The 16,875-nt window shown below is 68.8% G+C and carries 15 protein-coding genes; 6 read left to right on the forward strand and 9 right to left on the reverse strand.

Annotation, left to right across the window (positions count from 1 at the left end):
* Positions 1-41 precede the first annotated feature (41 nt).
* Complete coding sequence (locus KTN05_RS02260; protein WP_217327748.1) at positions 42-1,340, forward strand: DUF5930 domain-containing protein; 1,299 nt, start codon at positions 42-44, stop codon at positions 1,338-1,340.
* Positions 1,330-1,836 (forward strand): polymer-forming cytoskeletal protein, encoded by a 507-nt coding sequence (locus KTN05_RS02265; RefSeq protein ID WP_217327749.1) that lies wholly within the window; start codon positions 1,330-1,332, stop codon positions 1,834-1,836. Before KTN05_RS02260 ends, KTN05_RS02265 begins: the two co-directional genes overlap by 11 nt.
* A gap of 67 nt (positions 1,837-1,903) precedes the next feature.
* Here KTN05_RS02265 and KTN05_RS02270 read toward each other — a convergent pair whose 3' ends face one another.
* From KTN05_RS02270 to KTN05_RS02285, 4 genes are all read right to left on the reverse strand, one after another.
* A complete protein-coding gene (locus tag KTN05_RS02270; protein WP_217327750.1) occupies positions 1,904-2,809 on the reverse strand; it encodes a DUF2189 domain-containing protein in 906 nt (301 codons plus the stop codon).
* Complete coding sequence (gene coaD, locus KTN05_RS02275) at positions 2,809-3,327, reverse strand: pantetheine-phosphate adenylyltransferase (RefSeq protein ID WP_217327751.1); 519 nt, start codon at positions 3,325-3,327, stop codon at positions 2,809-2,811. Before coaD ends, KTN05_RS02270 begins: the two co-directional genes overlap by 1 nt.
* 84 nt (positions 3,328-3,411) lie before the next feature.
* Positions 3,412-3,849: a CBS domain-containing protein gene (locus tag KTN05_RS02280; protein WP_217327752.1), complete on the reverse strand. Its 438-nt coding sequence runs from the start codon at positions 3,847-3,849 to the stop codon at positions 3,412-3,414.
* 58 nt (positions 3,850-3,907) lie between these two features.
* On the reverse strand, positions 3,908-4,831 hold the full coding sequence (locus KTN05_RS02285) for a LysR family transcriptional regulator (RefSeq protein ID WP_217327753.1): 924 nt from the start codon (positions 4,829-4,831) through the stop codon (positions 3,908-3,910).
* Positions 4,832-4,938: 107 nt separating this feature from the next.
* Between KTN05_RS02285 and KTN05_RS02290 the strand changes: the two genes are divergently transcribed.
* From KTN05_RS02290 to mmsB, 4 genes are all read left to right on the forward strand, one after another.
* A complete protein-coding gene (locus KTN05_RS02290) occupies positions 4,939-6,438 on the forward strand; it encodes a CoA-acylating methylmalonate-semialdehyde dehydrogenase (protein WP_217327754.1) in 1,500 nt (499 codons plus the stop codon).
* Positions 6,439-6,584: 146 nt separating this feature from the next.
* Positions 6,585-7,730, forward strand: coding sequence for an acyl-CoA dehydrogenase family protein (locus KTN05_RS02295; protein WP_217327755.1), 1,146 nt, complete (start codon positions 6,585-6,587; stop codon positions 7,728-7,730).
* Between the two features lie 2 nt (positions 7,731-7,732).
* Positions 7,733-8,740, forward strand: a complete 1,008-nt coding sequence (locus KTN05_RS02300) for an enoyl-CoA hydratase/isomerase family protein (RefSeq protein ID WP_217327882.1) — start codon at positions 7,733-7,735, stop codon at positions 8,738-8,740.
* Positions 8,737-9,612, forward strand: coding sequence for a 3-hydroxyisobutyrate dehydrogenase (gene mmsB, locus KTN05_RS02305; protein WP_254367917.1), 876 nt, complete (start codon positions 8,737-8,739; stop codon positions 9,610-9,612). Before KTN05_RS02300 ends, mmsB begins: the two co-directional genes overlap by 4 nt.
* 142 nt (positions 9,613-9,754) lie before the next feature.
* Here the strand turns inward: mmsB and recN are convergent, their stop codons facing one another.
* The 5 genes from recN to ftsA form a co-directional block, all read right to left on the reverse strand.
* A complete protein-coding gene (gene recN / locus KTN05_RS02310) occupies positions 9,755-11,398 on the reverse strand; it encodes a DNA repair protein RecN (protein WP_217327757.1) in 1,644 nt (547 codons plus the stop codon).
* Positions 11,399-11,428: 30 nt separating this feature from the next.
* On the reverse strand, positions 11,429-12,283 hold the full coding sequence (locus tag KTN05_RS02315) for an outer membrane protein assembly factor BamD (RefSeq protein ID WP_217327758.1): 855 nt from the start codon (positions 12,281-12,283) through the stop codon (positions 11,429-11,431).
* Positions 12,284-12,493: 210 nt separating this feature from the next.
* A complete protein-coding gene (gene lpxC / locus KTN05_RS02320) occupies positions 12,494-13,423 on the reverse strand; it encodes a UDP-3-O-acyl-N-acetylglucosamine deacetylase (RefSeq protein WP_217327759.1) in 930 nt (309 codons plus the stop codon).
* A gap of 226 nt (positions 13,424-13,649) precedes the next feature.
* Positions 13,650-15,305, reverse strand: a complete 1,656-nt coding sequence (gene ftsZ / locus KTN05_RS02325) for a cell division protein FtsZ (protein ID WP_217327760.1) — start codon at positions 15,303-15,305, stop codon at positions 13,650-13,652.
* 206 nt (positions 15,306-15,511) lie between these two features.
* Complete coding sequence (gene ftsA / locus KTN05_RS02330) at positions 15,512-16,852, reverse strand: cell division protein FtsA (RefSeq protein ID WP_217327761.1); 1,341 nt, start codon at positions 16,850-16,852, stop codon at positions 15,512-15,514.
* Between the last annotated feature and the right edge of the window lie 23 nt (positions 16,853-16,875).

A 16,875-nucleotide genomic window follows, 5' to 3' on the forward strand; every position in this document is an offset into this window, starting at 1 on the left:
CCCAGGCCCGCCCGCCCTCGCCCTTGTGGAAGGTTGGAAACGTGCCGCTACGCCTTGCGAACCGCTTGAACTCCGCCCTCGAACGCGTGTTGCCCGAACGGCGGGTGCTTCTGGCCAACGACAAGACGTCGCAGTTCATCCGGCTTCGCCCGACGACGCAGGCGGCCGCCCTGGGGGGAACCGCGCTGATTCTGGCCTGGTCGATCATCGCCGGCTCGATCCTCGTCACCGATGCCGTTACCGCCGGCTCCCCCGCCGAACAGCCCGGCCGCACCCAGGCGGCGTTCGAGGAGCAGCTGAACGCCCTCTCCGCCGAACGCGACGCGCGCGCGATCGAAGCCAAGGCGGCGCAGGAACGCTTTGCGCTCGCCGTGGATCAGATGTCGCAGATGCAGTCGCAACTGCTCGCGTCCGAGGAAAAGCGGCGCGAACTGGAGGCCGGGCTTGGTGTGGTGCAGGCTTCGCTGCACGATGCGCTGACCGACCGTGAGACCGCCCGGATCGCCGCCGACGAAACCGATGCCCCGGCGGAGGCCGAACGGTCCGAGGAGTTCAAGGTCGCGCTGGATATCCTCGCGGACGAGTTGAAATCCGCCGCCGACCGCAGCGCCGAGGCGGAAAGCAAGGCCGCCGAGGCCGAGCGCGTGGCCATGGCCGCCACCATCGAGCGCGACCAGATGGTCGCCCGCAACGACGAGATCTTCGCCCAGCTGGAAGACGCGGTGGAGTTGTCGGTCAAGCCGCTGGACGAGATGCTGGGCAAGGTCGGGGTGGACAGCGACAAGCTGCTCGCGACCGTTCGGGACGGCTATTCCGGCCAGGGCGGACCGCTGACGCCGATGGGCTATTCGACCCGCGGCAACGCCGCCATTTCCGAATCGGAAGCGCGGGCGCAGGAGATCGTCGTCTCGCTGGACAAGGTGAACCGCTACCGCATCGCCGTCAGCAAGCTGCCGCTGGCGATGCCGGTCAAGAACGCCTTCCGCTATACCTCGGGCTACGGTCCGCGCTGGGGCCGGATGCATGCGGGCGTCGATCTCGCCGGGCCGGTCGGCACGCCGATCTACGCGACGGGCGACGGCACCGTGACCTTCGCCGGCTGGCAGAGCGGCTATGGCTATCTCATCAAGGTCCAGCACGAGTTGGGGACCGAAACGCGCTATGCCCATCTGTCCAAGATTCGGGTGAAGGTCGGGCAAAAGGTGATGCGCAATAGTCGCATCGGTGATATGGGCAACACAGGCCGCTCGACCGGGCCGCATCTGCACTACGAGGTGCGTGTGGACGGAAAGGCCGTGAACCCCATGAGTTTCATCAAGGCTGCAGAGAATGTTTTCTAAGACCCGCGTGACCGAGCCTGGCCCTCGTAGCCAGCCTACCACCAACTATGATACGGAAAGCAGCCGCCCGATGGATACATCCTACGACCTGCCCGCCCACCAGCCGCGCCGCAACGGACCTTCGGTCCTGTCGGCCGACCTGACCGTCAAGGGCGACATCCGCACCGAAGGCGACGCCCAGATCGAAGGGACCGTCGAAGGCGACATCCGCGCCCATCAGCTGACCGTGGGCGAAAGCGCCACCATCCGGGGCGAGATCGTGGCCGAGGAGGTGATCGTCAACGGCCGCGTCGTGGGCCGCGTGCGCGGGCTCAAGGTGCGCCTGTCGGCCACCGCGCGGGTCGAAGGCGACATCGTTCACAAGACCATCGCCATCGAATCGGGCGCGCATTTCGAAGGTTCGGTCCAGCGGCAGGAAGACCCGCTCGGCAATGGCCAGACGCCGAAACTCGCCGCGCCGTCCTATGCCGCCGAAAAGGCCGACGCGAACGTCTGAAGCCGCTCCGGCTGAAACGACAAGGGCGCCTCACGGGCGCCCTTTTGCGTTTTCAGTCCGAACCCGTTCAGTCCCAGTCAGGGACAAGCTGGCGATACATATGCCAACTCGCGTGGCCCAGCACCGGCAGGCCGATGAACAGCCCGAGGAACCAGGGCAGGATCGACAGCCCCAGGATCGCGACGATCACCAGCCCCCAGCCCAGCATCACCGCCTTGTTTGCCGCCACCGCCTGAAAGCTGGCGATGATGGCGGTGATGAAGTCCACCTCGCGGTCGAGGATCAGCGGCAGGCCCGCCACCGTCATCGCGAACAGCACCGCCGCGAATCCCGCGCCGATCAGCGTGCCGATGACCAGCATGGACAGCCCGCGCGGCTGCACCAGCATCTCGGCGGACGTGGTGATGTTGGTCAGCGCCCCCGCCCCCATGAACAGCGCGAAGATCGTGTGGGCGACGAACACCCAGAACATGAACATCAGCAGGATCGCCATCGCCATGGACGGAACCTGCCGGTCCTTCTGGGCGAAGACGACGCCCAGCACCTCGCGCCACGCGTTACGCTGGCCGTTCTCGATCCGGTGGCTGATCTCGTAAAGGCCGACGGCGGCGAACGGGGCGATCAGCGGGAAGCCGAGGATGAAGGGAATCAGCCACCAGTCCTGCCCCGACGCGCGGGCGAACGCCGCCAGCACCATCCCGCCGGCGACGTAGAAGGCGGAAAAGAACAGCCCGAAGGCCGGGGCGCAGCGGAAATCGCGCCAGCCCGCCGCCAGCGCCGCCGGGATTGCGTCGAAGCCGACGATGGCGGGATCTGGGATCTCGTGCGGCGCATCCGCCGCCGCCGCGCGGGCGACGCGGCCGCCGGGCTGCGGGACCGGCCGGGGACCGGGATTCGGGTCCGGCTGGGGGTTCGGCATCGGCGGGCGGGTCGGATCGGGAATGGGCAGGGGCTCGCGGAGCCCGGCGGTCATCACGCATCCCTCGCGGCGGGGGCGGTGATGCCGTATTTCGTCTGCAGCGCGCCCTTCACCGGCGGGGTGACGAACTTGCTGATGTCGCCGCCGAGGCGGGCGATTTCCTTCACCAGCTTGGACGCGATCGCCTGACGGCGGGCGTCGGCCATCAGGAACACGGTCTCGACCGAGGAATCGAGCGCCCGGTTCATGCCGACCATCTGGAACTCGTATTCGAAATCGGCCACCGCCCGCAGGCCGCGCACGATGATCTGCGCGCCGACATCGCGGGCGCAGTCGATCAGCAGGTTCTCGAACGGATGAACGAGGATCTCTCCGCCGCATTTCGCGGTGATCGCATCGCATTCGGCCTGCACCATCGCCACCCGCTCCTCCAGCGAGAAGAGCGGCCCCTTGTCACGGTTGATGGCGACGCCGATCACCAGCCTGTCAACGAGGTCCAGCGCCCGCTCGATGATGTCCGTGTGGCCGAGCGTGATCGGATCGAAGGTGCCGGGATAAAGGCCGATGCGCATGACTGTCCCCTGTTGAGGTGTTGGTCGAAGTGGCATCACAATCCCGCGCGCCGTGCAAGCGTCATGCCGCGCCGCGGCAATCCGTCAGACGCCCATGATCATCCCGGTCAGCGCCTCTTTTTCCAACGCGAGTTCCTTCAGCCGCGCGAAGACCGTATCCCCGATGGAGATCACCCCCAGCATCTTCCCGTCGTCGTCCACCACGGGCATGTGCCGGAAGCGGCCCTGGGTCATCCGCTCCAGCACCGTGAAGGCGTCGTCGCCGCAGAGGCAGGTGTTGACCTTGCGGGTCATCAGCTCGCCCACCTTCCGCGCCATCACGTCGCCGCCCTGCGCCATCTCGCGCACGATGTCGCGTTCCGACAGGATGCCGTCAGGCGTGTCGCCGTTCGCCGACACGACCACCGCCCCGATCCGCTTGCTGGCGAGCAGTTCGACCGCGCGCGAGACCGGATCGTCCGGTTTCACGGTGACGATCTGGGACGGGCCGGATTTCATCGCGAGGATCTGTTTGACGATCATGGCTGGTCCATTTTTTCAACTGTTGCACAACCACAGCTTGACGCGAACTTTTGTTTCGTCAAGTGCCCGTCTCGTAATCGGTGGTGTCCTGTCGGGCGGCCAACGTCTCAAGTCGCGCGACCTCTCTGCGCAGGGCCGCCCCCACCTCCTCCGTCAGACGGGTGAGGCGGTCGGAGCGGCGGTCATCCTCGTGCCGGATCAGCCAGAAGGCGCGGGTCAGCGACACCTCGTCCGCGAGCAACCGCACGACGCCCGGCGCGAACGGAATGGCGAAGTCGTGGACGACGCCCGCCCCGCCCCCGGCCCGGATCGCCTGCATCTGCACGCTGACCGAGTTCGAGGTCAGCATCGCCGCATCCGCTCCGGTCTCGGCAAGATAGTCCAGTTCGCGGTCGAAGATCATGTCGTTGATATAGCCGATCATCCGGTGCCCGCGCAGGTCGGCGCGGCTGCGGATCGGCGGATGACGGGCGAGATAATCGCGGTGCGCGGCAAGATGCAGGCGGTAATCGGTGATCTTCTGCACCACCGCGCGGCCCGTTTCCGGGCGGCTGACGGCGATGGCCATGTCCGCCTCGCGCCGGGTCAGGTTGAAGACGCGCGGCAGGGCGACGATCTGCACCTCCAAGCCCGGATGCGCCTCGCAGAGCTGCGCGGCGATCTGCGGCAGCAGGTAGTTCGCGCAGCCGTCCGGCGCCCCGATCCGAAGCTGGCCGGTCAGCGCGCCGGGCGCGGCGAGCGCCTCACCCGCCTCGGTCGCGGCGCGCTCGGCGGCCTCGGCCGGGGAAACCAGCCGCTGACCTTCGGGCGTCAGCGCATAGCCCTGCGGCGTCTTGGCGAACAGCACCCGGCCGAGCGAGGTTTCCAGCCGCGCGATTCGCCGCCCCACGGTCGAGGCGTTCATCCCCAGCCGGAGGCCGGCCCCGGACAGGCTTTCCGTCCGCGCCACGGCGAGGAACACGCGCAGATCATCCCAGTCCATCCACCCGCCTTTGCAACGATGCAAAACGCTTTTGCCGGATCGTCGCTTTACCCGCGCATATCCGCAAGGCAGTTTCCTGCCGAAGCTGAAATCAGGAAGGGAACACCATGCGCGCCATTCACCACTGGATCGACGGCAAGGAACAGCCCGGCAAGTCGGGCCGCACCGCCGATGTCTTCAACCCCGCCACCGGCGAGGTGCAGGCCAAGCTCGATCTCGCCAGCAAGGCCGAGATGGACGAAGCCATCGCCCGCGCAGCCGAGGCGCAGGTGAAATGGGGCGCGACCAACCCCCAGCGCCGCGCCCGCGTGATGATGCGGATGGTGGACCTGCTGAACCGCGACATGGACAAGATGGCCGAGATGCTGTCGTCCGAGCACGGCAAGACCTTCCCCGACGCCAAGGGCGACATCCAGCGCGGGCTGGAGGTGATCGAGTTCTCGATCGGCGCCCCTCACCAATTGAAGGGCGAGTTCATCGACGGCGCCGGCCCCGGCATCGACATGTATTCGATGCGCCAGCCGCTGGGCGTCGTCGCCGCGATCACGCCGTTCAACTTCCCGGCCATGATCCCGCTGTGGAAGCTGGGCCCTGCGCTCGCCTCGGGCAACGCGGTGATCCTGAAGCCGTCCGAGCGTGACCCGACCGTGCCCAACATGATCGCGGCGCTGTTCAAGGAAGCCGGGCTGCCCGATGGCGTGCTGCAGGTCGTCCATGGCGACAAGGAAGCGGTGGACGCGATCCTCGACAGCGAGATCATTCAGGCGGTCGGCTTCGTCGGCTCGACCCCGATCGCGCAGTATATCTATGAGCGTGCCGCCGCGACCGGCAAGCGCGCCCAGTGCTTCGGCGGCGCCAAGAACCACGCGATCATCATGCCCGACGCCGACATGGACCAGGCCGCGGATGCGCTGGTGGGCGCGGCTTACGGTGCGGCGGGCGAGCGCTGCATGGCCCTGTCCGTCGCCGTTCCCGTCGGCGAGGAAACCGCCGACCGGCTGATCGAGAAGCTGGTGCCGCGGATCGAGAAGCTGAAGGTCGGCCCCTGGACCGCCGGCGACGACGTGGATTACGGCCCCGTCGTGACCGCCGCCGCCAAGGAGAACATCCTGCGGCTGGTCGAATCCGGTATCCAGCAGGGCGCCGAGCTGGTCGTGGACGGCCGCGACTTCAGCCTGCAGGGCTATGAGGACGGCTTCTTCGTCGGCCCGCATCTGTTCGACCGCGTGACGCCCGACATGGACATCTACCGCAAGGAGATCTTCGGACCGGTGCTGACCACCGTCCGCGCCGCCTCGTATGAAGAGGCGCTGAAGCTGGCGATGGACCACGAATACGGCAACGGCACCGCGATCTTCACCCGCGACGGCGACGCCGCCCGCGACTTCGCCAGCCGCTGCAACATCGGCATGGTCGGGATCAACGTGCCGATCCCGGTGCCGCTGGCCTATTTCACCTTCGGCGGCTGGAAGAAGTCGGGCTTCGGCGACCTGAACCAGCACGGGCCGGACGCCTTCCGCTTCTATACCCGGACCAAGACGGTGACGAGCCGCTGGCCCTCGGGGATCAAGGAAGGGTCGGCCTTCAACTTCAAGGCGATGGACTGACATCGCTGCCGGACAGGGGGCTTTGCGCCCCCTGACCCCCGCAGGATATTTGGGGACAGAAGATCATGGGCCGGAGCGTTCGGGGCTTGCGCGTGGCGTGCAAACCCGGATGCTCTGGCCGCAGGCGGATGCGAGGGGGAGGCCGCATGGATTTTGGCTTGAGCGAGGAACAGCAGGCCATATTCGACATGGCGCGCGAGTTCGGGGCCGAGCATATCGCCCCTCATTCGCGCGAGTGGGAGGCGGCGGGCACGATCCCGAAGGCGTTGTGGCCCCGCGTGGCCGAGCTTGGCTTCGGCGGACTGTATGTAGCCGAGGAATATGGCGGCTCGGGGCTGACGCGGCTGGATGCGACGCTTGTGTTCGAGGCGCTGGCGATGGCCGATCCGGCGGTGGGGGCCTTCCTGTCGATCCACAACATGTGTGGCGGGATGATCGACAGATTCGGCAAGCCCGAGGACAAGGCCCGCTGGCTGCCCGCGTTGTGCAGCATGGAGAAGGTGTTCTCCTACTGCCTGACCGAACCCGGCAGCGGGTCCGACGCCGCCGCGCTTCGGACGCGGGCCGAGCGCACGAACGAGGGGTGGACGCTGAACGGGACCAAGGCGTTCATCTCGGGCGGCAGCTATTCGGACACCTATCTCTGCATGGTCCGCACGGGCGAGGACGGGCCCAAGGGGATTTCGACCGTGGTGGTCGAGGACGGCTCGCCGGGGCTGTCATTCGGCGCGCTGGAGGACAAGATGGGCTGGCGCGCGCAGCCGACCAGTCAGGTGCAGTTCGACGATTGCGCGATCCCGGCCGAGAACCTGATCGGCGAGGAAGGTCGCGGCTTCACCTATGCGATGGCGGGGCTGGATGGCGGGCGGCTGAACATCGCCGCCAGCGCGCTCGGCGGCGCGCAGGCGGCGCTGGACAGGACGGTGGCCTACATGGGCGAGCGCCGCGCCTTCGGAAAGACGCTCGATCAGTTCCAGGCGTTGCAGTTCCGGCTGGCCGAGCTGGAAACCGCGCTGCAATCGGCCCGCATCTTCCTGCGCCAGGCGGCGTGGAAGCTGGACCACAAGGCGCCCGACGCCACCAAGTTCTGCGCGATGGCCAAGCTTTACGTGACCGACGCCAGCTTCGACGTGGCGAACCAGTGCCTGCAACTGCATGGCGGATATGGCTACCTCGCTGATTACGGGATCGAGAAGATCGTGCGCGACCTGCGCGTGCATCAGATCCTCGAAGGCACGAACGAGATCATGCGGCTGATCGTCGGCCGCTCCCTTCTGGCCGAGCGGGGTTGACCGTGGAAGATCTGAACATCCGCAAGGACCGGCGCGCGGGCCGGATCACCTTCACCCGCCCGCAGGCGCTGAACGCGCTGACGCACGACATGGCGCTGGCGCTGCACAGGGCGCTGGACGAGTGGCAGGACGACCCCGAGGTCTCGCTGGTCATCATCGACGCCGAGGGCGAGCGCGCCTTCTGTGCCGGCGGCGACATCGCCGCCGTCTATCACGCCGGCCGCGCGGGCGATCACCATGTGGGGCAGGTGTTCTTTGCCGACGAATACCGGATGAACGCGGCCATCGCGGAATATCCCAAGCCCATCGTCGCCTTCATGCAGGGCTTCGTCATGGGCGGCGGGGTCGGCGTCGGCGGCCATGCCGGGCACCGGGTGGTCGGCGACACGACGCAGGTCGCGATGCCGGAATCCGGGATCGGGCTGATCCCCGACGTGGGCGGCACCTGGCTTCTGGCCCGCGCGCCGGGCCGGATCGGGGAATATCTGGGGCTGACCGGAGCACGGATGGGCGCGGGCGACGCGATCCACGCGAACTTCGCCGACCTTTACCTGCCGGAGGCTGAGTGGGACGCGGCCAAGGAGATGCTGGCGCAATCGGGGGATCTCTCCCGCCTCAGGGGCCAGCCCGCGCCGGCCTCCGCACTGGCGGATCGCGACCTCTCGGCCTTCGGCGGGCGCACGGTCGAGGAGATCGTCGCCGCGCTGGAGAAGGCGGGCGACGACGAGACGCTCAAGCCGATCCGCCGCAACTCGCCGCTTTCCATGGCGGCGACACTGGCGATGGTGCGGGCGGCGCGGGGCGACCGGCGGATGCACGATTCGCTGGCTCGCGAATACCGCTTCACCCATCGCGCGACGGAACATTCGGACTTCCTCGAAGGGGTGCGGGCGCAGATCATCGACAAGGACCGCAAGCCGAACTGGACGGCGGCGGCCAGCGCGGCGAAGGTTGACGAGATGCTGGCCCCTCTCGGGCAGCACGAACTGGAATGGGAGCAACCGGCATGAAGATCGGCTTCATCGGCTTGGGCAACATGGGCGCGCCGATGGCGCGCAATCTCGCGGCTGCGGGGCACGAGGTCACGGGCTTCGACCTCGCCGCGCCGGATGTGGAGGGGGTGACCCCCGCGACCAGCGCCGCCGAGGCGGCGAAAGGGGCCGAGGTCGTCATCACCATGCTGCCGAACGGGCAGATCCTGCGGTCCGTCGCGGCCCAGGTGATCGCGGCGATGGAGCGGGGCGCGGTGCTGTGCGACTGCTCCACCGTGGACGTGGAAAGCGCCCGCGCGGTGGCGGATCAGGCTCATGCGGCGGGGCTGGGGACGCTGGACGCGCCGGTATCCGGCGGGATCGGCGGGGCGAGCGCGGGGACGCTGACCTTCATGGTCGGCGGCGGCGAGGACGCCTTTGCCACCGTCAGGCCCCTCTTCGACATCATGGGGCAGAAGGCCGTGCATTGCGGCGATGCCGGTGCCGGTCAGGCCGCCAAGATCTGCAACAACATGATCCTCGGCGCGGTGATGGTCGCCACCTGCGAGGCGTTCGCGCTTGCCGAGAAGCTGGATCTGGACGCGCAGAAGCTGTTCGACGTTGTGTCCACCTCGTCCGGCTATTCCTGGGTGTCGAACGCCTATTGCCCGGTGCCGGGCGTCGGGCCGAAATCGCCCGCCGACAACGACTACAAGCCGGGCTTCGCGGCCGAGCTGATGCTGAAGGATCTGCGGCTGTCGCAGCAGGCCGCCGAGGCGGTCGATGCCGACACTCCGATGGGACAGCTTGCGACCGACCTTTACGGGCGCTTCGTGGAAGCCGAGGACGGGCGCGGGCGCGACTTTTCGGCGATGCTGCCCCGGCTTGCGGCGCGGGGGCGGAACGGCTGAGAACGCCGCGCCTGCGGTTCGGCCGAAGGGTATTTCGACCAGAAAGAAGCCACGCCCGGCGGGTAAAGTGCCGGTTTCTTTCTGGTTCAAATACCCATGCAAGCGCGCCGCCCGGTGCCGCCGTGCAGGCTGAAGACCGCGCTCAGGCCGACAGAAGCGCCCGTGCGGCCTCTCGGGCGGCGGGCGTGACCTGCTCGCCGGCCAGCATCCGGGCGATCTCCTCGACGCGTTCGGCCTGCGGCAGGTCCTCGACGCGCGAGGTCGTCATCCCGTCCGCGACCGACTTCGCCACGCGGAAATGCCGGTTCCCCAGCGCCGCGACCTGCGGCGAGTGGGTCACGACCAGAACCTGCGCCCCTTCGGCGAGACGGGCGAGCCGGCGGCCCACCGCGTCGGCAGTCGCGCCGCCGACGCCCCGGTCGATCTCGTCGAAGATCATCACCAGCGTGTCGCTGCCCCGCGCAAGGCACACCTTCAGAGCCAGCAGGAACCGGGACAGCTCGCCGCCCGAGGCGATCCGGTCCAGCGGGCCGGCGGGGGCGCCGGGGTTGGTGGCGACGGTGAAGGCCACCGCGTCGCGGCCCTCGGGACCCGGTTCGGCGGGCGTCACGCGCGTCTCGAACACCGCCCGTTCCATCTTCAGCGGCGCGAGTTCGGCGGCCATCGCCTGATCCAGCCGCGCCGCCGCCTCGATCCGCGCGGCGGTGACGGTGGCTGCGGCTGCATCATAGGCGGCCCCGGCTTCGGCCACCGCTCGGGTCAGCTCGGCCAGCCGCCCCTGCCCCGCGTCCAGCGCCGCGAGCCGGGCCGACAGCTCGGCCGACAGGGTGGCAAGGTCATCCGGCAGCACGTCGTGCTTGCGGGCCAGCGCCCGCAGCGCGAACAGCCGCTCCTCGGTCGCGTCCAGCGTGACGGGATCGAAGGCCATCGCCGACAGCGCATCCTCGATCCCGCCGGTCGCCTCGCCGAGTTCCACGAGCGCGCGGCTCAGCGCCTCCAGCGGCTCGTCGAGCCGGCCGTCCGCGCTGTCCGCCGCGCCCTCGAGCCAGCGCACCGCCTCGACCATCGCGCCCTCGGCACCTTCCCCCGACAGGATCGACAGCGCGCGGAGGACATCGGCGCGGATGCGCTCGGCCCCCTGCATCTGGCGGCGGTCGGTGTCGAGCTGCGCTTCCTCGCCGGGCTGGGGGTCCAGCTTGTCCAGCTCGGCGACCGCGTGGCGCAGGAAATCCTCTTCCTTGCGGGCGGCTTCCAGTGCCGCTTCGGCCTCGGCCAGCGCCTGCGCGGCGCGGCGGCGGGCGGTCCATGCGGCGCGGACGGGGGCGAGGTCGATCGCAGCGAAGGCGTCCAGCAGGCTGCGGTGCCCGCGCGGGTTCAGCAGGCCGCGGTCGTCGTGCTGGCCGTGCAGTTCCACCAGCGATTCCGACAGCGCCCGCAGCACCTCGCCCGAGACGCGGCGGTCGTTGACCCAGCCGGTCTTGCGGCCGTCGGCGGCGTTGACGCGGCGCAGGATCAGCTCGTCCTCGGGCTCGATCCCGGCTTCGGTCAGCACCTCGCGGGCGGGATGGCCGGGCGGCAGGTCGAACACCGCCGTCACCTCGCCCTGTGCCGCGCCCGCGCGGACCAGTTCGGCCCGGCCGCGCCAGCCGAGCACGAAGCCGAGGCAATCCAGCAGGATCGACTTGCCCGCGCCGGTTTCCCCGGTCAGCACATTCAGCCCCGGCGCGAAATCCAGCGACAGCCGGTCGATCAGCAGCATGTCGCGGACATCCATCGCGCGCAGCATGTCAGGCGCCCCCGTCTGCCCCGCCGGGGCTTACAGCCACTGGCCCCGCACGACCTGCCGATAGACGGCGGTCAGCCAGCTGTCCCCTTCCGGCGTCGCCGTCAGGTTGCGTCCGCGAAGCTGCGCGAAAGCGTCCTGATAGAACGGCGAGGACTGGAAGTTGTGGCCGAGGATCGCGCCCGCCGTCTGGGCCTCGTCGGTCAGGCCGAGCGCCAGATATGCCTCGACCAGACGCATCAGCGCCTCGGGCGTGTGGCTGGTGGTCTGGTAGTCCTCGACCACGACGCGGAAGCGGTTGATCGAGGCAGCGTAGTTCCCACGCTTGAGGTAGTAGCGCCCGATCTCCATTTCCTTGCCGGCCAGATGGTCGAAGGCGAGGTCGAATTTCAGGATCGCCGAACGGGCGTATTCGGTGTCGGGATAGCCCTCGATCACGTCGCGCAGCGCCTGCAGCGCCTGGAAGGTCAGGCCCTGGTCGCGGCCGACCTCGTCGATCTGGTCGTAATAGCCGAGCGCGAGCAGATAGCTGGCGTAAGCCTCGTCCTCGTCGCCGGGATAGGTGTCGATGAAGCGCTGCGCGGCGGCCCGCGCCTCCTCATACTGGCGGTCGCGGTGGTAACTGTAGGCCTGCATGATGAGCGCACGCTTGGACCATTCGGAATAGGGGTAGAGCCGCTCGATCTCGCTGAAGAAATAGACCGCGTTCTCGGGGTCGCGGCTGTTTTCCAGTTCGTATTCGCCGCGCTTGTAGATCTGCTCGGCGGTGAAGTCCTCGACCGGCGGCCGGTCGCCGTCGCCGCCCGCGCGGGAACCCCCGCAGGCCGCCAGCGCCGCAATGGACAGGGCAAGAAGCCCATGCCGTGCTGCCGATTTCAAACCTGCCATGCCGCACCCGTCTGTCGCTGGACCCTTGCCGGCGATGATGCACCACGCGGCTCGGCTGTCACTAGCATACAAAAACAGGCCACGCAAAAGCGCAAAGCCGTGACGTTTGCCAGCCAAGTCACGGCCTTGCGGCGCAAACCGCGCAAGGCCCGCGCCGTTGCAGGGCGCGGGCCGGAGAGCTTGCGAATCGTCATGCGCCGGCGTCGGGATTCAGGCGACGGCGCGCTGGGGCGGAACGGGCGCGGGGGCCGTCACGCCCGCGCCCGGCAGGCGCCCCTCCAGATCGGGGGAGCAGGTGGTCCATTCCCAGGCGTCCGGGTCCGCGAACAGCGCCCGCAGCAGCCGGTTCGTCAGCGCGTGACCGGCGCGGTGGCCGACATAGCGGGCCAGAAGCGGTGCCCCGGCCAGCGCCAGATCGCCCACGGCGTCCAGCATCTTGTGGCGCACGGGCTCATCCTCGTGGCGCAGGCCGCCGGGCGAAAGCACCCGGTCGCCGTCCACCACCACGGCGTTGAAATAGGTCCCGCCGAGCGCCAGCCCGTTGGCCTGCATCGCCTCGACATCCGACTGGCGGCAGAAGGTGCGGCTGTCCATCAGCTCGCGCACGAACGCGCCGTTGGCGAGGTCCAGTTCCTTCTTCTGAGCGCCGATCGCCTCGTCGCTGAAATCGATGGCGAAGGCCATCTCCAGATGGTCGGCGGGGGTCAGGCAGGCGTAGGACTCGCCCTCGCGCACGACGACCGTCTTCAGCACGCGGATGGCGCGCAGGGGGGCGGATTGGCCGCGCAACCCGGCTTCGAGGATGCCGTTCACGAAAGGCGCGGCCGATCCGTCGAGAATCGGGACTTCCGGCCCGTCCAGCTCGATCAGGGCGTTGTGGACCCCGGTGCCGGCGAGCGCGGCCATGATATGTTCGATGGTCGAGATCGTGACCCCGCCCTTGCCTTCCAGCAGCGTGCAGAGCCGCGAGGGCGTCACCAGATCCCAGCGGGCGGGAATGCGGGCGCCGCCGTCCACGTCGGTGCGCAGGAAGACGATGCCGTGACCCGCGGGGGCCGGGCGCAGAACCATGCGCGCCGCCGCACCGGAGTGCAGGCCGACGCCCTTGAACTCGACCGGTCTTGCCAATGTCTTCTGCATTTTCGTCGCGCCTTGAATCCAGCTTGTCCGACCGATCTCATGCCGGCCTGCACTCTCATTTAGGAAAGCTGTGCGATTCCAACAATTAACGATTTGTGACGGTCTGTAACAATCGCAGATGGCTCAAGCGCCTGTGAGGCATCGGCGGCCCGCAGCCCGGCGCTGAAAGCGGACAGGCCGCCCGGTGGGGGCGGCCTGTCGCGGATCGTTCATCCGGTGGTGGAGATCAGTTCGCCTGCCGGCGCAGGAAGGCGGGGATTTCCACGTTGTCATCCGCCGCGTCGGGCGAGGCGAGGTCGTCGAAGTCGGCCTCGGTCGCGCGGGCGCGGTTCATCCGGTCGTTGACCCGCTCGGCGATCGAGCCGGTCGGGGCGCGGGTCGCGGCCGGGGCTTCGCCCTGATGGGTCATCCGCTCCAGCATCCGGCCCAGCCCAGCCATGCGCGAGGGGCCGCGCGGCGCTTCGGGCTGCGGCTCGGGGGCGCGCTGCTGCGGGCGGGCCTTCTCGGCGCGGGCCTCGGCGGCGCGGGCCAGGATGCCGGACAGGCGGTCCTGCGCCTCGGGGCGGTTCTGACCTGCGGGGCGGACCGGCGCGGTATAGGCCTCGGCCGGGTCGTTCAGCCGGTCGGCCATCCGGGGATCGTGGCGCGGGTCGGGACGGACCTCCGCCCGAGGCTCCATCCGGGGGGCAGGCTGCTCGGCGCGGGGCTCTGCCTCGCGCGGGCGATAGGCCGGGGCGGGCAGCTCGGCCTCCTGCTCGTGCCGGGCGGCGGGACGCGGGGCGGGCTGCTCGGCCACGATCGGGCTGCGGCGGGCGGGAACCGGCAGGTCGTCCTCGGGGGCGACCCGCTGGGCGACCGGCGGGGTCTGGGTCAGCGGCTCGCGCAGGTTGCGGCGGTTGACGGGCTCCTCGGCCTTGGCGGCGTCGATGCCGGTCGCGACGACCGAGACGCGGATCGCGCCTTCCATCGTCGGGTCGAGCGTCGAGCCGACGATGATGTTGGCGTCGGCATCGACCTTCTCGCGGATCTTCTCGGCCGCCTCGTCCATCTCGAACAGGGTCAGGTCGTAGCCGCCGGTGATGTTGATCAGCACGCCCTTGGCGCCGTTCAGGCTGATCTCGTCCAGCAGCGGGTTGGCGATCGCCTTTTCCGCCGCCTCGACGGCGCGGTTGTCGCCGGTGCCCTCGCCCGTGCCCATCATCGCCTTGCCCATCTCGTCCATGACCGAGCGGACATCCGCGAAGTCGAGGTTGATGAGGCCCGGCTTGACCATCAGGTCGGTCACGCCCTTGACGCCCTGATACAGCACGTCGTCGGCCATGACGAAGGCTTCGGTGAAGGTGGTCTTTTCGTTCGCCAGCCGGAACAGGTTCTGGTTGGGGATGATGATGAGCGTATCGACGACCTTCTGCAGCGCCTCCAGCCCCTCGTCGGCCTGGCGCATCCGCTTCACGCCCTCGAACTGGAAGGGCTTGGTCACGACGCCGACGGTCAGGATGCCCATCTCGCGCGCGGCCTGGGCGATGATCGGGGCGGCGCCGGTGCCGGTGCCGCCGCCCATGCCGCAGGTGATGAAGCACATATGCGCGCCCATCAGGTGATCGACGATATCCTCGATCGTTTCCTCGGCGGCCTTGGCGCCGATCGAGGGCTTGGCGCCCGCGCCCAACCCTTCGGAGACCTTCGGCCCGAGCTGGATGCGGCTTTCGGCGCGGCTCTGGGTCAGGGCCTGCGCGTCGGTGTTGGCGACGACGAAGGTCACGCCTTCCAGCTGCTTGTCGATCATGTTGTTGACCGCGTTGCCGCCGGCCCCGCCGACGCCGAACACCGTGATCCGCGGCTTCAGCTCGTCATGATCGGTCATCATCAGGTTCAGATTCATCGCCGTTGCCCTTTTTCGCTTCCGCCGGGTCTGGGCGCCCGGTCGAATCCCCGCTTCCCCACAACCCTAGCCCGATTTGCACCCAGCGTCACCTTGGAAACGCCGTTTATCCACAAAATATGGCGTAAGGCACCGCCTCGTTCGGCGGTATGTTGCTCACGCCTCATCATCTGGTGGAATCGGCATCGCCGACCCCTTCCCGCTGATTACCAGTTGTTGCGGAACCACCGGACCGCGCGCTTGAGGCTGCGCGCGCCGTGGCTCGATACCGGCATTTCGAAGTCCCACCATTCGTCCTGCGGATGGGCCGCGAACAGCGCGAGGCCCACCGTCGCCGCATGTCCCGGCGTCGTCATGTTCTGCGCCAGCCCCTGGATCCGCAGCGGCCGTCCGATGCGGACATTCTGGCCGAGGATGCGGGCGGCGAGCGTCTCCAGCCCCGGAATCTGGCTGCCGCCGCCGGTCAGCACGATCTGGCGGCTGGGAAGCTGGTCGAATCCGGCGGCGTCCAGCACCGCGCGGACCTCGTCGAGGATCTCCTCGACGCGCGGGCGCATGATCCCGATCAGGTCGGCGCGGCTGACGGTGCGGCGGTCATGCTCCCAGTCGCCCGTCTCCTGGCCGCCATCCACCTGGATCATCTCGCGGTCGTCGCGGCCCGTCGCCTCGATCCCGCCGTGGCGGGTCTTGAGCCATTCGGCCATCTGTGCCGAGACGCGAAGCCCGCGCGAGATGTCCTGCGTGACCAGATCACCGCCCATCCGCACCGCGTCGGCGAAGATCATGTGCTTGCGCACGAAGATCGAAACGCCCGTGACCCCGCCCCCCATGTCGATGCAGGCGCTGCCCAGCTCCTGCTCGTCCTCGACCAGCGCCGCGCGGCCCGCGACATAGGCGGCCGAGGCGACCCCGGCGAGTTCCAGATCGCAGCGGCGGATGCAGTGGACGAGGTTGCCGGCCGCGTCGCTGTCGATGGTCAGCGCATGCATGTCCACCGCGAGGCGGTTGCCGACATGGTCGCGCGGATCGGACAGGCCCGAGCGGCTGTCGATGGCGAAGTTGACCGGCTGGGCGTGCAGCACCTCGCGCCCGCGCCCGAAATCGGGCACGTCGCAGGCGGCCAGCACCGCGCCGATGTCGTGTTCGGTGCATTTGCCGCTTTCCAGCGTGACCTCGCCCGCCAGCCCGTAGGACGAGGGCCGCGCGCCCGAGAGGCAGGCGATGACGTGATCGACCCGCACCCCGGCCCGCTTCTGCGCCGACGAGACGACCGTGCGGACGGCCCGCTCTGTTTCGGCCATCGTCTCGATTTCGCCGAAGCGCATTCCCCGCGACTGGGTGGTGGCGGCCCCGATCACGCGGAAGTTGGACTGCCCGGCCATCGGGCCAACGCCGTCCTCTTCGCGGAACTGGCCGGGGCCGTCGAATTGCAGGACGATGCAGGACATCTTGGAGGTGCCGATATCCAGCACCGCCATGACGCCGCGCGCCAGCGCCGCCCGGCGCATCTGCCGCATCGCCCGCTGTGCCTGATAAAGATCCCGCATCACTGCCCGCCCCTTGTCCCTGT

Source organism: Paracoccus sp. Z118 (assembly GCF_019061185.1).
Classification (GTDB): Bacteria; Pseudomonadota; Alphaproteobacteria; order Rhodobacterales; family Rhodobacteraceae; genus Paracoccus.